The following is a 14,546-nucleotide window of genomic DNA, read 5'->3' on the forward strand; positions in this document are numbered from 1 at the left end:
GTCGCACCGCCACCCACCGAATAGATGAAGTGAGTCGAGAACATGGATAACGCCTTGCTGTTTACCAAAAGCGAGATTCAGGAACTGCGCGAAGCGCTCGAAAGCAAGCGCCTGCCTGCGCTGTATCAGGAGCAGATCATTCTGGATCAGGTAAGACTGCGTCCATGTCTTGGCGAGCCCCCCCAGATCCCCGGGCAGGGGGAGGCGGGGGGCGCCGAGCACACCCGGCACAAGCAGAACTACCAGCAACTGCATCTTGCCTCGCAGTTGTGGCTGTTGACCGAACATCCCGACTATCTGGCCTTTGTCAGGTCGATGCTGCTGGGCTATGCCGACATCTACGAGTCGCTGCCGTCCCATGTGTCGAAGGACAGCAATCCGCCCGGTCGGCTGTTTCATCAGTGTCTGAACGAGAGCATGTGGCTGCTGTACGGCAGTGATGCCTACAGCAACGTGCGCGACGCGCTGAGCGAAGAGGAACGACGGCATATCGAACAGCGCCTGCTGGTGCCCATGGTCCAGTTAATCGCCGATCACAACGCCGACGACTTCGACGTCATCCACAATCATGGCATCTGGTCGGTGGCCGCAGGCGCCTTCGCCGGTCTGGTGCTGGGCGACAAGGAATTGGTCAATCGCTCCTTGTACGGTAACGCCGGCGACGGAGTGTCGGGCGGGTTCTACGCCCAGCTCGACCGGCTGTTCTCGCCGGACGGCTACTACCTGGAAGGGCCCTACTACCACCGCTTTGCCCTGCGCCCGATGATCCTGCTGGCCGAGGCGCTTTATCAGAGCGGCAACGACACCGGCATCTTCGGCTATCGCGACGGTATCATCGGCAAGGCGATCGCCTGTCTCAATGAGCTGACCTTCGAGGACGGACGATTCATCGCCATCAACGACAGCTCCAGGACGATGGGGCTTGCCGACGAGGGCGCCATCCTCGGAGCGATGACCCTGGTCGGTCGCTACCGTCAGAGCGATCTGCCGCTGGCCCTGCGCGAGATCCTGCTCGACCAGTCGACACCGCTTTCTTACCTCGCCACGCTGCCGCAACTCGCCAGCTACCTGGAGAGCGGCGGCCAGGCGCATGCCCCGCGCGACAGCCTGTTCATCACCGATGGCCGCGACGGCGGCCTGGGTGGCATCGGGGTGCTGCGCGCCGCCACCGAGGCGGGGCACGAGGCCATGGCCTATCTGACCTTCGGTCAGCACGGCAGCGACCCCAACTTGCACAGCGCCCTCGATCACGGCCACTTCGACGGCCTGCATCTGGGCTTCTACAACGGACGCCGCGAGACCCTCACCGACTACGGCTTCTGTCGTTGGGTCAATATCGAGCCCAAGTTCGGCGGGCGCTATACCGCCGAGAACAAGAGCTATGCCAAGCAAACGGTGGCCCACAATACGCTGGTTGTTGATGAGCAGTCCCAGCACGGCTTCAGCACCCCGCGGGCCTGTGACAATCATGGCAAGCTGGTGTTTTTCGAGACGTCCCGGCCGGAGGTTCAGGCCGTCAGCGCGCGCTTGAGCGGCTACTACGAAGGCGTCGAGCTGCAGCGCAGCGTGGCGCTGGTGAGCCTGCCCGAGATCGCTGAACCGCTGCTGGTCGACATCCAGTGCGCCGACAGTGACCAGACGCATCGCTACGACAGCCCGCTGCACATCAATGGCCAGCTGATGACCACACGGCCGACACTCGAGCCGGTCGCGGCGCCGGCGGCGCTGGGCAGCGCCAACGGCTACCAGCACCTGTGGAAGCTGTCCGAGAGCGCGACGATCGAGCCCGACCAATGTGCCCATGTCACCTGGCTTGACGGTGACACCTTCTCCACCGCCCACCTGGCGTCCAGCAACCGCTTCAGCGTGGGATACGGGCTGATCGGCGCGGCCGACCCCGACAATAACCTGCGCAACGAACCCTACCTGATGGCGCGTTCCTCGGGGCGTGGGCATATCTTCGCCACGGTCATCGAGACCCACGGCTACTTCAACGAGGCGCGCGAGATCTCGCGCGGAGCGCGGCCGAGCCTTGCGCGGGTGGCCATCGCGGCCGCCGACGAGACCCACCTGGTCGTGACCCTGACGCTGGATTCGGGCAAGGCCTATCACCTGGCCTGGGCGCGACAGCAGGGCGGTCATCACCAGGTCAACATCGACGGGAACAGCCTGGCCTGGGATGGCTGGGTCAGCCTCAGCGCCGTCGAGAACGCCTCCTGATGTGCGTCAGGAAATCTGACCGGCGAGACGCATCGCCGCGGCAACAATCAGTGAGAAGTCAGAAGATGTCGAAGACGATGATGGGACTACTGTGGACGCGGGACGACCTGGCGCGGATGGCCGAGCACGTCGGTAGCGCGAGCCGGCTCGGCGTGACCCTGGACGAGCTTGGCGAGCGGGTCGATGACGCCATGGCCGCAGGGATCGTGGTGCCCGGGCAGGGCGAAGCGGGCAGTTTCGAGCACAACACCCACAAGCACAACGGCAAGCTGATCGAGCAGGCCGCGCTGGTGGGGCGGGTGAGGGAAGATTCCGCCTGTCTGGACGTTGCCCGGGATCTGCTGCTTGCCTACGCCGAGATCTATCGGGGCATGCCCTATCAGGTGGCCAGGAACACCAACCCGCCGGGCAAGCTGTTCCACCAGATTCTCAACGAGCAGATGTGGCTGCTGGGGGCCTCGCTCGGCTATTCATTGCTGCGCGAAGACCTGAGCAACGACCAGCGCACACGCATCGAGCAGGGGCTTTTCGAGCCCATGCTCGAGATGTTCACCGTTACCTACGAGCACGACTTCGATCGCATCCACAACCACGGCCTGTGGGCGGTGGCCGCGGCGGGTATCTGCGCGCTGGTCATCGGCCGCCAGGACGTCGTCGACAAGGCGATCCTCGGCAATGATGGCAGTGGAGAAACCGGCGGCTTTCTGGCCCAGATCGACACTCTGTTCTCGGCCGATGGCTACTACGTGGAAGGGCCCTACTACCACCGCTTTGCCATCCACCCGCTGTGTCTGTTCACCGAGGCGCTGGCGCTGCATCGGCCCGAACTGGCGATCCATGAACGGTCGGACGGACGAATCGGCAAGTCCATCCGGGCGCTGCTGGCGACTGCCTACCCGGACGGGACCTTTCCCGCCCTCAATGACGCCTCGCGCACCATGGACATCGACGACGAAGGCGTACGGATCGCGCTGGCGGTACACATTGGCCGCCACGGTGCCGACCCGGAACTCGTCGCCATGGCGGCCCAGCAGCGTGGCACCTGGGCCCATGGTTTCGGCGTGGATCTGGCCGAGGCCGTCGCTCGGTCGTCGGCCTCTGCCACGATCCCCAGCGCACTTCTGAGTGATGGCGCAGGGGGACAGGCTCACCTCAAGCAGGGGGAGGGGGCGCAGCGCCACCATCTGGTGGTGGCGGCCGGCCAGCACGGCATGGGGCATGGGCACTTCGATCTGCTGGGCCTGTCCTTGTTCAGCGCTGGGCGCGAGCGCCTCAACGAGTATGGCTATTGCCGCTGGGTCAACGTGGAGCCCAAGTTCGGCGGGCGCTACCTGGCCGAGAACGAGGGCTACGCCAAGCAGTCCGTCGCCCACAATCTGGTGGTGGTGGACCAGGCCAGTCAGCACCGGGGCGACCATCGCCTGGCCGATCAGAGCGCCGGGCGCATCGAGCAGTTCATCGATCGCAGCGACGTGGATGGCGTCACCGCGGTGTGCTGCTCGACCGATGACGCCTATCCGGGAGTCAGCCTGCGTCGCCACTGCCTGCTGCTGACGACCGAGCTGAGCGAGCATCCGCTGCTGGTCGATATCGTCGAGGCCAGCGGCCATGAGCGTCACTGCTACGACTACGTGTTCAACTTCACCGGCCAGGTCATCAAGTGGTGGGGGGGCTACGCCGCCCGCGACACCCTCGAGGTGCTCGGAGAGGCCGATGGCTATCAGCACCTATGGGTGGTGGGCGAGCAGCGGGGCTCCCAGGAAGGCCCCAGCAGCCACGCGATGACCTGGCTGGATGGCGACCGTTTCATCACCTGGCACCAGCGCTCGCAGCACCCGGCGAGCGCCATGCAGCTATTGGTCGGCGCCAACGATCCTGAGCGCAATCTGCGCCATGAGAAGAAGGTCATGGCGAGAAGCCACGCCGAGGCGACCGTGTTCGTCAATGTCTTCGAGCAGCACGGTCACTTTGATGAAGCCCATGAAGCCTGTCTGAATGCCAGGCCGACCCTCAAGTCGGTGGAGTTCGACCGCCTGGCCGATGAGCGGATCGAGGTAAGGCTTACCTTCCCCTGGAGGCGCGAGACGCTGGTCATCGACCCGAACGCTGCCTCCGGCTCCGACTACGTCAGTCTGAAGGGAGGGGGATATATGAAATGATCTTTCCATGTTGAGGCAACAACGCCTCGTTCCGTTCAGTAATACCTCGAAATAAAAGCGTTAATGGTTCGGAAAGCTGAAATTTCGGCTCTCCGGGCATGGCCTCCTTATGCCCGAAATTCAGACAACGCCATGTCCCGGAAGTGATTGGCTCCAGTTTTCCGAGTGGAAGTACAACGACAACACGAGTTCGCCAACATGAGTCTAGATATCGATACGATCATCATAGGGGTCTATTTCCTCTTTCTGATTGCGATTGGCTGGATGTTCAGGACCTTTACCTCGAATACCAGTGATTACTTTCGCGGCGGCGGCAAGATGCTGTGGTGGATGGTCGGCGCCACCTCCTTCATGACCCAGTTCAGCGCCTGGACCTTTACCGGTGCTGCCGGCAAGGCCTATGACGATGGCTTTGCGGTCGCCATCATCTTCATGGCCAATGCCTTTGGCTATCTGATGAATTATCTGTATTTCGCACCGCGCTTCCGTCAACTGCGCGTGATCACCGTGATTCAGGCCATTCGTCTCAGGTTCGGCAAGGTCAACGAGCAGGTGTTCACCTGGTCAGGCATGCCCAACAGCGTCATCTCGGCGGGCATCTGGCTCAACGGTCTGGCGATCGTGGCCTCGGGCCTGTTCGGCTATGACATGGAGACCACCATCATCATCACCGGTCTGGTGGTGCTGTTCATGTCGGTGACGGGTGGGTCCTGGGCAGTTATCGCCTCGGACTACATGCAGATGGTGATCATCATGTCGGTGACCATCACCTGCGCCATCGTCGCCGTCTATCAAGCCGGTGGTGCCACCAATATCGTGGACAACTTCCCGGTCGACTTCTTTATCGGCGACAACATCAACTATCTGTCGATCTTCGCGATCTGGGGTTTCTGTATCTTCATCAAGCAGTTCAGCATCACCAACAATATGCTGAACTCCTATCGCTACCTGGCCGCCAAGGACTCGAAGAACGCCAGGAAGGCCGGCCTGCTGGCCTGCGTGCTGATGACCATGGGGCCCTTCATCTGGTTCATGCCGAGCTGGTTCATGGCCAGTGAAGGCGTCGATCTGGGGGCGCTGTATCCCGAAGCTGGCGCCAAGGCGGCCGACTTCGCCTACATGAGCTTCGTCGAGCTGTACATGCCGGCGGGTATGCTCGGGCTTCTGATCTCGGCGATGTTCGCCGCCACCATGTCCTCCATGGACTCCGGTCTGAATCGCAACTCCGGCATCTTCGTCAAGAACTTCTATGAAGTCATCCTGCGTCCCAACGCCAGCGAGAAGGAGCTGGTACTGGTCTCCAAGATATCGTCCACGGTGTTCGGTCTGGCCATCATCGGTTTTGCCTTGTTCATCAATTCGCTCAAGGGACTCAGCCTGTTCGACGCCATGATGTACGTCGGCGCCCTGATCGGCCTGCCGATGACGATTCCTGCACTGCTCGGCTTCTTTATCCGCAAGACCCCGGACTGGTCGGCCTGGGCCACCCTGATCGTCGGCGGCATCGTGTCCTACCTGGTCGGCGTGGTGATGACGGCGGAATTCATCCAGAACACCTTCCAGCTCGACACCGCTCTGACCGGACGTGAATGGGCCGATCTCAAGGTCGCGGTGGGCATCATCTCCCACGTCGTGATCACCGGTGGCTTCTTCGTCTCGACCTGCCTGTTCTACCGCGGCCACAGCCCCGAGCGTCAGGTCGAGGTCGACACCTTCTTTACCAACCGCGACACCCCGGTGGTCACCGGAAAGGACGAACAGGTCGAGGTGGACAACCGTCAGCGCAACATCCTTGGCTACCTGATCATCGTCGCCGGCCTCGGCGTGACCCTGATGTTCCTGCTGCCCAATCCGTTGTGGGGACGCGTCACCTTTGTGGTGTGCGGCGGCATCATCCTGGCGATCGGTCTGGTACTGATCGGCTCCATTCAGAAGACCACCAACAGCAGCAAGAAGGAGGAATACGCCTAGCACCCTTGAAGACACAACAAGCAACAAGGAGATCCATCATGCCACTCAATATTGACCACAGCAGGAAGACCGGACTTCTGCTGTCGGCGGTCCTGGACCCGAGCCTCTGCGAGGCTCGGTACCCCGCCCATCACTTGCTCGAGACGCTGGACCATGGCCACTTTCGCTTCCCTCAAGAGGGTAGGTCGTTATCCAGCGGGCCTTGTATCGATCGTCTGAACATCGGCCCCTGCAGGGCGCCAGACACGTTCAGGACCGATGGGCCGTCTCTGCCGAAAAAGCCGACGTCAAAGCAACAAGTACAATGAGTGAACCAATGAGCAAGAAATTTATCCTCGGTGTTCTGTCTTCCGCTGCGTTCATGTCCACCAGTGTCATTTCTACCAGCGTTGAAGCGATCACCCTCGACTATCGACACGAGTACAAGCATCACACCGAACAGCACGCCAACCGGGTCAAGGTCAGCGATTCCATGGGCATCTTCTACTACGGACTTGAGGCCAAGTTCGCTGGGCAAAGCGAAGATGATGGCACCCAGGGCGCCTTTTCCGACCTCGGCCGTGGTGACAGCGAGATCGACTGGGGCATCAAGTACCCCCTCGATGAAAACTGGTACATCCAGCCCGGCATGCCGATCACCTTCGGCGACGGCAACAACAGCCTCAAGCCGCAGTTTCGCATCGGCTATCGTGCCAGCAGCCTGCCGCTGACCACCACGCTGCGCTATCGCCGTCAGTACACCAGCTACAGTGACGACGATCGCGAAGACTATGTGCAGAACAAGATCACCTTTGTGATGAGCTATAGTCCCGGGGATTATCGCTACTGGCTGGAGCTGAACTACAACCACAACGAGGACCGGGACATCTTCGACAACGGCCGGGAAGCCTACGATGCGATCTTCGGGGCCGGACGGCGCTTCGGCTCCTGGATGCCGTATTTCGATCTGTCAGATGTCGGCGTCAGCTCCGATTCCGATACGCGTCAGCTACGCACTCGGGTGGGCCTCAAGTACTACTACTGAAAGGCTGCCGGGCGAAGTGAGCACTCGCTTCGTCCGGCCCTCGATCATGACCGACAACAAGGCGGCCTTCACCTCGCAAGGCCGCTTGCCGTCCAGGGCCGACCCTGTAATGGAGCCTGTCCACCGGGACCGGACATTCTGAGGAAGTTTCGGCTCGGGCGGCCTCTTTCTTAGCGGAGAATCACCCGATGCCTACCCTCGACAGGGTCGCGCTGTTGCTCGCCTTGATGGTCATCGTCGGCACGGTGATCGCCTATCGCCGCCGCGCCGAGACGCCGGACGGCTTCGTCCGTGGAGGAGGGCGGGTGCCCTGGTGGATGGCGGGCAGTACCGCCTTCATGACCCAGTTCTCCGCCTGGACCTTTACCGGCGCCGCCCAGAAGGCCTACGAGGACGGCTTTTCGGTGCTGATGATCTTCTGGGGCAACGCGCTTGGGTTTCTGCTGGCGGCGCTCTATTTTGCACCACGATTTCGGCGTCTGCGGGTGTCCACCTACTCCGAGATCATTCGGATGCGCTACGGCAGGTTCACCCAGCTTTTCTATGTGGTGAGCCAGATCCTTCTCACCCTGATGACCGCCTCCATCGCGCTCTATGGCGTGTCGCTGTTTCTCGGCGCGGTGTTCGATATTCGGGTGGCCTTCGTCACCCTGGTGATCGGCGCCGTCATCATCTGCGTGACGCTGATCGGCGGGGTCTGGGTGGTGTCCGCCAACAACTTCATCCAGATGGTCCAGCTGGCGGTGCTGACCTTCGTCATCGGTGGCTTCGGCCTGTGGCTTGCCGCCGATACCGACATGAGCGTGATCGGCGACGGCCGTGACTTCTGGATCGGCGGCGACGACTACAGCCTGGGCATCATGGTCGTGTGGTCGGCGGCGATGCTGGTCAAGCAGTGCATCAGCATCAACAACGCCACCTCCAGCTATCGCTTCCTTACCACCAATGGTGATCGCGATGCGCGCAAGGCCGCCTCCCTGGCATCGATCCTGTTCGTGGTGGGGCCGGTTAGCTGGTTTATCCCGCCCTGGCTGATCGGGCAGGCGGGCATCGATCTGGCCGCGCTCTATCCGGCGCTTGGCGAGGACGCCGCCAACGCCGCCTACGTCCACTTCATCCGTGACTTCCTGCCGCCGGGGGTGCTGGGGCTGGTGGTGGCGGCGATGCTGGCGGTCACGGTGGCGCCGATCACCACCTCGCTCAACCGCGACGCAGGGGTGATCATCAGCCTGCTGACGCCGCTGCTGGGGGCGAGCGAACGGCTCGGCCAGCGCCTGGTGGCCATCGGGCGTAGTTTCGGGGTGCTTCAGGGCAGCATCATCGTGACGTTGGCCATCGCCCTGGGCCAGGTCCACCACCTCAGCCTGTTCGACATCATGGTGATGTTCGGGGTGATCTTCCAGATGCCGCTGGCGCTGCCGGCCATGCTGTCCATCGCCAGGACCGGCGCCCCTGACTGGGCCGGTTGGGGCGGGGTGCTGGTGGGTATCCTGGTGACCACCTCGAGCTATGTGTGGCTCGACGTCGAGGCCCTGGGCCAGTGGCTCGGCCTGCCGTCGATCCATCCCTCCCAACTGGTCGATATCAAGCTCGCGGTCTCGCTGATGCTGCAGGTCGTCAGCGTGGTGGGTTTCGTCTACTTGGCACGCTTCGTCCATGCGCCGCCCAGAAGCACCGCCCGCCAGGCAGAGGTCGACGAGTTGTTTGCCCGGCTGGAGCGCCCGGTGGCCGCGGACACCACGCCGGACAGCGGTGGGCCGTCGCGCAAGCTGGCGCCGCGACTGGTGCGGTACGTCGCGCTGGTATCGCTGCTGTTGGCGGTACTCGCCGATACCTGGCTCGGCGCCGGCTTCTTCGTGATCGTGGCCTTGTGTCAGTTGGTTGTCTCGCGACTGCTGAAGCAATAGAGGTTATCGCCAGGCCATCACGAGCAAATTTCATCCGGCTGGCCAAGACGTCGCCGGGGGAAAACTGGATAATGCGCCCCAAAGGCGTTGTCGGTGGCGAGTGTCCGACGACCCAAACCCATTACTCCGGTGCTGACTCCATGGAAATCAAGGTCAATTTTCTCGACAACCTGAGGCTCGAGGCCAAGTTCGACGACTTTACCGTCGTTACCGACCAGCCCATCCGCTACAAGGGTGACGGCTCGGCGCCGAGCCCCTTCGACTATTTCCTGGCGTCGTCTGCCCTGTGTGCCGCCTACTTCGTCAAGGTCTACTGCGTCGCCCGGGATATCCCCACCGAAAATATCCGGCTGTCGCAGAACAACATCGTCGACCCGGAAAACCGCTACAACCAGATCTTCAAGATCCAGGTAGAGCTGCCCGAAGACCTGTCCGACAAGGACCGCCAGGGCATCCTGCGTTCCATCGAGCGCTGCACGGTGAAGAAGGTGGTGCAGACCGGTCCCGAATTCCAGATCGAGACGGTGGAGAACCTCGACGAGGACGCCCAGGCGCTGCTGATGGCGGAGCCGGAAGAAGGCCAGAGCACCTGGATCGAGGGCAAGGACCTGCCGCTGGAGCAGACCATCGCCAACATGACTGCCATGCTGGCCGAGCTCGGCATGAAGGTCGAGATCGCCTCCTGGCGCAACATCGTGCCCCACGTCTGGTCACTGCACATCCGCGACGCCGCCTCGCCCATGTGCTTCACCAACGGCAAGGGCTCGACCAAGGAGAGCGCTCTGTGCTCGGCGCTGGGCGAGTTCATCGAGCGCTTGAGCTGCAACTTCTTCTACAACGATCAGTTCTTCGGCGAGGAGATCGCCTCGAGCGAGTTCGTCCACTACCCCTGCGAGAAGTGGTTCAAGCCCGGGCCCAACGACGAGCTGCCCAAGGGCATCCTCGACGATTACTGCCTGGAGATCTTCGATCCCGACGGCGAGCTTCAGGGCTCGCACCTGATCGACACCAACTCCGGCAATGTCGAGCGCGGCATCGTCGCGCTGCCCTTCGTTCGCCAGTCCGATGGCGAGGTGATCTACTTCCCCTCCAACCTGATCGAGAACCTCTACCTGTCCAACGGCATGAGCGCCGGCAACACCCTGGCCGAGGCCCAGGTGCAGTGCCTGTCGGAGATCTTCGAGCGCGGTGTGAAGCGCCAGATCCTCGAGCAGGAGCTGGCCCTGCCCGACGTGCCCGAGGAGGTGCTGGCGAAGTATCCGGACATCGTCGAGGGCGTGAAGGCGCTGGAGGCCCAGGGCTTCCCGGTGCTGGTCAAGGATGCCTCGCTCGGCGGCCAGTTCCCGGTGGCCTGCGTGACCCTGATGAACCCCAAGACCGGCGGCGTGTTCGCCTCCTTCGGCGCCCACCCGAGCTTCGAGGTCGCCATCGAGCGCAGCCTGACCGAGCTGATGCAGGGGCGCAGCTTCGAGGGCCTCAATGACTTCATGCCGCCCACCTTCAACTCGCTGGCGGTGACCGAGCCCAACAACTTTGTCGAGCACTTCATCGACTCCTCCGGGCTGGTGTCCTGGCGCTTCTTCAGCGCCAGGTCCGACGTCGAGTTTGTCGAGTGGGACTTCTCCGGCAGCAACGACGAGGAGGCGGCGACCCTGTTCGGCATCCTCGAGGAGATGGGCAAGGAAGCCTACATGATGGTCCACGAGGACCTGGGTGCGCCGGTCTGCCGCATCCTGGTGCCGGGCTATTCCGAGGTCTATCCGGTCGAGGACCTGGTGTGGGACAACACCAACATGGCGCTGGACTACCGCGAGGACATCCTCAATCTGCATCGTCTCGACGACGACCAGCTCGCGGATCTGCTCGAGCGGCTGGAAGAGAGCCAGATCGACGAGCACATGGACATCATCACCCTGATCGGTATCGAGTTCGACGAGAACACCGTGTGGGGCCAGCTGACGATCCTCGAGCTCAAGCTGATGCTCCACCTGGCGCTCGGTCAGCACGAGGAGGCGCTGGATCGGGTCGAGATGTTCCTGCAGTACAACGACAACACCGTCGAGCGTGGCCTTTACTACCAGGCGGTGCGGGCGGTGCTGGAAATCACCCTGGACGACGAGCTAAAGCTCGATGACTTCCTCTACAACCTGCGCCGCATGTTCGGGGACGAGACCATGGACAGCGTGGTCGGTGCGGTCAACGGCGAGCTACGCTTCCCTGGCCTTACCCCGACCAGCATGGCGCTCGAAGGGCTGGAAAAGCACCAGCGCCTGATCGAGAGCTACAAGAAACTGCACGCGCGCAGGGCTCAGCTGGCCAAAGCCCAGGGCTGATCAGCCCAGCCACCGGCGCCGGTGTAACGGTCAGGCGCCGATGGCCTGCAATACCAACGCCCCCGACGTCTTCGTCGGGGGCGTGTGCTTGAGGGGCGCTCGCTGGATCGGGTCGCTCAGGCGCCTAGCCCGGTTACCTCACGCCTTCGGTCGGTTCACCGGCCACAGCACCTTCTCGCCGCTGGCGAAGCGTACCGCTTCCTCGGCCACCTTGCGCTTGAGCTCTTGCGCGGCGTCTTCTGAATACCAGGCCATATGCGGCGTGATCAGGCAGTTGTCGATGCCCCTGAGCGGACTGTCGGCGGGCAAGGGTTCCTGCTCGGTGGTGTCCAGGGCGGCGCCGGCAAGCCTGCCTTCCTTCAAGGCCTGGGCCAGGGCCGTCTCGTCGATGATGCCGCCACGAGAGGTGTTGATCAGATAGGCCGAGTCCTTCATCCGCTCCAGTGCCGCGGCGTCCACCAGATGGCGGGTTTCCTCGGTCAAGGGGCAGAACAGCCCGATCACGTCGGCCTCCTGGAACAACTCATCGAGTTCCAGGCAGCGAATCTCGTCGGTGCCGTCTTCGGCGTTGGGCTGATGGTAGCGGTCGTGGGCGATGACATTGAAGCCCAGCGCCGCCATCTTGCGGGCGTAGAGTTGACCGATGCGACCCAGGCCGACCACCCCGGCGGTCATCCGGGTCTGGCGTCGGATCGGCATGGCGTCGGCGTACTCCCAGCGTCCGGTCTGGCAGCCGGCGTTCATCGGCACCAGTTTGCGAATCAGCGCCAGGCTCAGGGCCAGGGCGTGATCGGATACCTCGTGCATGCCGTAGTCCGGGACGTTGCAGACCTGGACCCCGGCGGCGCTGGCGGCCTCGAGGTCGACGTTGTTGACGCCGACCCCGTAGCGCACGATCTGCTTGAGATCGGGCAGGGCCTCGAATACCCGGCGGGTGAAGGGGGCGTACTGGTTCAGGGCGATATCGACGCCCTGGAGCTGTTCGATCAGCGCATCTTCGCTTTGGCATTCAAGCAGCGGGACATCGAAGCCCGCGCGCTTGAAGATCTCGGTTTCCACGTCGTGGTTGGCGTGGTCGAGGTCGGTAAAGACGATCTTCATGCAAGTCTCCTGTCAGCGGCCGAGGTAGCCGCCATCGACGGGCAGGGTGACACCGTGGACATAGTCCGAGGCAGGGGAGGCCAGAAACAGCAGCGGTCCTTTCATGTCGTCGCCATTGCCCCAGCGCCCGGCGGGAATGCGTGCGGTGATCTCGGCGTTGCGACCCTCGTCGGCCAGCAGAGCGCTATTCATGTCGGTGGCCATGTAGCCCGGGGCGATGGCGTTGACGTTGATGCCCTTGGCCGCCCATTCGTTGGCCAGGGCCTTGGTCAGCTGCATCACGCCGCCCTTGCTGGCGGCGTAGGCCGGCACCGTCATGCCACCGAAGAACGACAGCAGCGAGGCGATATTGATGATCTTGCCCTGGCCGTCGGGCCCTTCGACGTCGCGCTCGAGCATATGCCGGGCGGCTAGCTGACACAGCTCGAACACCGCCGTCAGGTTGACCTCGAGCACCGCCTCCCAGTCATCGGCGGGGAAGTGCTCGGAAGGGTGTCGGCGCTGGACGCCGGCGGCGTTGACCAGGATGTCGAGGCGACCGCCGAGCTTGGCAAGGGCAGCGTCGAAGCCCTCGCTGCGCTGCTGGCGGCTAGCCAGATCGACGACCACGCCATGACAGGCGCTGGTCGACGTGGACAGGCCCGAGGCGACCTCATGGACCTTGTCCGACGAGCCCAGGATGACGACCTCGGCGCCTGCCTCGAGCAGGGCTTCGGCCATGCCGAGGCCGAGGCCCCGGGTTCCGCCGGTGACGATGGCCTTGCGGCCGTGTAGATCGAACAGCTTCATGATTGGCAGTCCACCAGAACCTTGACGGTGTTGAGGGAGGGCGTGGCGATCATCTCGAAGACACCGGCCGCGTCGGACAGCGGCACCACCTGGGTGATGGTCTGGCGCAGTTCATCGGCCAGGGTGTCGGCCAGAGCCAGGGCGTCGCCGAACTGCTTGTGGGTATAGACCCGGGAGCCGATCAGGGTCAGCTCCTTGAAGTTCACGTCGATCAGATTGACCGCGTGGGCCGCCTTGTGGGTGGCGGTCAGGCAGATGGTGCCGCCGACGCGTACTACCTTGGTCATCTCCAGCGCCGCGCTCTCGACGCCGGAGCACTCGAACACGGCGTCGGCGCCGTCGCCGCCGGTGGCGCTGGCCACCCGCTCGACCAGGCTCTCGCTGCGCACGTCCACGGTATCGAAGCCGAGCTGGCGACACAGCCCCAGGCGGCCTTCGTCGACATCGGAGACGATCACCCGGGAGGCGCCTGAGTGGCGCAGCACGATGGCGGTCAACAGGCCGATGGGGCCGGCGCCCATCACCACTGCGCTGTCGAGCAGCGCAAAGCGTGCCTGGTGCAGGGTCCTGACCACCACCGCCAGAGGCTCCACCAGCGCCGCCACCTCATCGGACAGGCTGTCCGGCACCTTGAACAGCACGCTTTCGTCGATCCACTGATGGTCGGTCATGCCACCGTCACGATCGATGCCGATCAGGCGCAGGTTGGCGCAGACATGCGGGGTGCCGTTGCGACAGGGATGGCAGTCGCCGCAGGAGATCAGCGGGTAGGCGACCACTCGGTCGCCCACCGCGAAGCGCGAGTCCGGCGGTGTCTGCTCGACGCGGCCGACGAATTCGTGGCCCAGCACCAGGGGCGCCTGGGCGCGCGGGTGCTTGCCCGAGTAGATACCGATGTCGGTGCCGCAGACACCGCAGTAGAGCATGCGAACCTTGACGGCGCCGGCCCGCTCGGCGGGCTCCGGCACCTCGGTGACCTCGACCTGGCGGGGGCCGGTATAGACCAGTGCTTCCATGGGGGTTCCTCGTGTCGTCGGGGCGT

9 protein-coding genes are annotated in these 14,546 nt (G+C 63.3%); 6 read left to right on the forward strand and 3 right to left on the reverse strand.

The genetic code is table 11. The features are described from left to right. Positions 1-42 precede the first annotated feature (42 nt). The 6 genes from NFH98_RS06450 (at position 43) to NFH98_RS06475 (ending at position 11,614) form a co-directional block, all read left to right on the forward strand. On the forward strand, positions 43-2,220 hold the full coding sequence (locus tag NFH98_RS06450) for a heparinase II/III domain-containing protein (RefSeq protein ID WP_349622356.1): 2,178 nt from the start codon (positions 43-45) through the stop codon (positions 2,218-2,220). Between the two features lie 65 nt (positions 2,221-2,285). Further along, positions 2,286-4,379, forward strand: a complete 2,094-nt coding sequence (locus NFH98_RS06455) for a heparinase II/III domain-containing protein (RefSeq protein ID WP_185696353.1) — start codon at positions 2,286-2,288, stop codon at positions 4,377-4,379. A gap of 198 nt (positions 4,380-4,577) precedes the next feature. Further along, on the forward strand, positions 4,578-6,350 hold the full coding sequence (locus tag NFH98_RS06460) for a sodium:solute symporter family transporter (RefSeq protein WP_348827804.1): 1,773 nt from the start codon (positions 4,578-4,580) through the stop codon (positions 6,348-6,350). 316 nt (positions 6,351-6,666) lie between these two features. Continuing rightward, a complete protein-coding gene (locus tag NFH98_RS06465; protein WP_162816532.1) occupies positions 6,667-7,374 on the forward strand; it encodes an oligogalacturonate-specific porin KdgM family protein in 708 nt (235 codons plus the stop codon). 188 nt (positions 7,375-7,562) lie between these two features. After that, positions 7,563-9,281, forward strand: a complete 1,719-nt coding sequence (locus NFH98_RS06470; RefSeq protein WP_348827805.1) for a sodium:solute symporter family transporter — start codon at positions 7,563-7,565, stop codon at positions 9,279-9,281. 140 nt (positions 9,282-9,421) lie between these two features. Next, positions 9,422-11,614 (forward strand): OsmC domain/YcaO domain-containing protein, encoded by a 2,193-nt coding sequence (locus tag NFH98_RS06475; protein ID WP_348827806.1) that lies wholly within the window; start codon positions 9,422-9,424, stop codon positions 11,612-11,614. A 138-nt stretch (positions 11,615-11,752) separates the two neighbouring features. Here the strand turns inward: NFH98_RS06475 and NFH98_RS06480 are convergent, their stop codons facing one another. The 3 genes from NFH98_RS06480 to NFH98_RS06490 are packed head-to-tail and all read right to left on the reverse strand — an operon-like array spanning position 11,753 to position 14,520. Continuing rightward, entirely contained in the window at positions 11,753-12,715 is a 963-nt protein-coding gene (locus tag NFH98_RS06480; protein WP_348827807.1) for a C-terminal binding protein, read from the reverse strand. A 12-nt stretch (positions 12,716-12,727) separates the two neighbouring features. Beyond that, a complete protein-coding gene (locus NFH98_RS06485) occupies positions 12,728-13,504 on the reverse strand; it encodes an SDR family NAD(P)-dependent oxidoreductase (protein WP_108131707.1) in 777 nt (258 codons plus the stop codon). Then, complete coding sequence (locus tag NFH98_RS06490; RefSeq protein ID WP_045995140.1) at positions 13,501-14,520, reverse strand: zinc-dependent alcohol dehydrogenase; 1,020 nt, start codon at positions 14,518-14,520, stop codon at positions 13,501-13,503. Before NFH98_RS06490 ends, NFH98_RS06485 begins: the two co-directional genes overlap by 4 nt. Between the last annotated feature and the right edge of the window lie 26 nt (positions 14,521-14,546).

It is taken from the genome of Halomonas sp. H33-56 (assembly GCF_040147035.1).
In the GTDB taxonomy this organism is placed as follows: domain Bacteria; phylum Pseudomonadota; class Gammaproteobacteria; order Pseudomonadales; family Halomonadaceae; genus Halomonas; species Halomonas litopenaei.

What these genes read in the sequence shown, in the direction of transcription:
- NFH98_RS06460 (WP_348827804.1), top strand. Translation starts at nt 4,578, where the DNA reads ATGAGTCTAGATATCGATACGATCATCATAGGGGTCTATTTCCTCTTT.
- NFH98_RS06455 (WP_185696353.1), top strand. Translation starts at nt 2,286, where the DNA reads ATGTCGAAGACGATGATGGGACTACTGTGGACGCGGGACGACCTGGCG.
- NFH98_RS06450 (WP_349622356.1), top strand. Translation starts at nt 43, where the DNA reads ATGGATAACGCCTTGCTGTTTACCAAAAGCGAGATTCAGGAACTGCGC.
- NFH98_RS06490 (WP_045995140.1), bottom strand. Translation starts at nt 14,520, where the DNA reads ATGGAAGCACTGGTCTATACCGGCCCCCGCCAGGTCGAGGTCACCGAG.
- NFH98_RS06475 (WP_348827806.1), top strand. Translation starts at nt 9,422, where the DNA reads ATGGAAATCAAGGTCAATTTTCTCGACAACCTGAGGCTCGAGGCCAAG.
- NFH98_RS06485 (WP_108131707.1), bottom strand. Translation starts at nt 13,504, where the DNA reads ATGAAGCTGTTCGATCTACACGGCCGCAAGGCCATCGTCACCGGCGGA.
- NFH98_RS06465 (WP_162816532.1), top strand. Translation starts at nt 6,667, where the DNA reads ATGAGCAAGAAATTTATCCTCGGTGTTCTGTCTTCCGCTGCGTTCATG.
- NFH98_RS06480 (WP_348827807.1), bottom strand. Translation starts at nt 12,715, where the DNA reads ATGAAGATCGTCTTTACCGACCTCGACCACGCCAACCACGACGTGGAA.
- NFH98_RS06470 (WP_348827805.1), top strand. Translation starts at nt 7,563, where the DNA reads ATGCCTACCCTCGACAGGGTCGCGCTGTTGCTCGCCTTGATGGTCATC.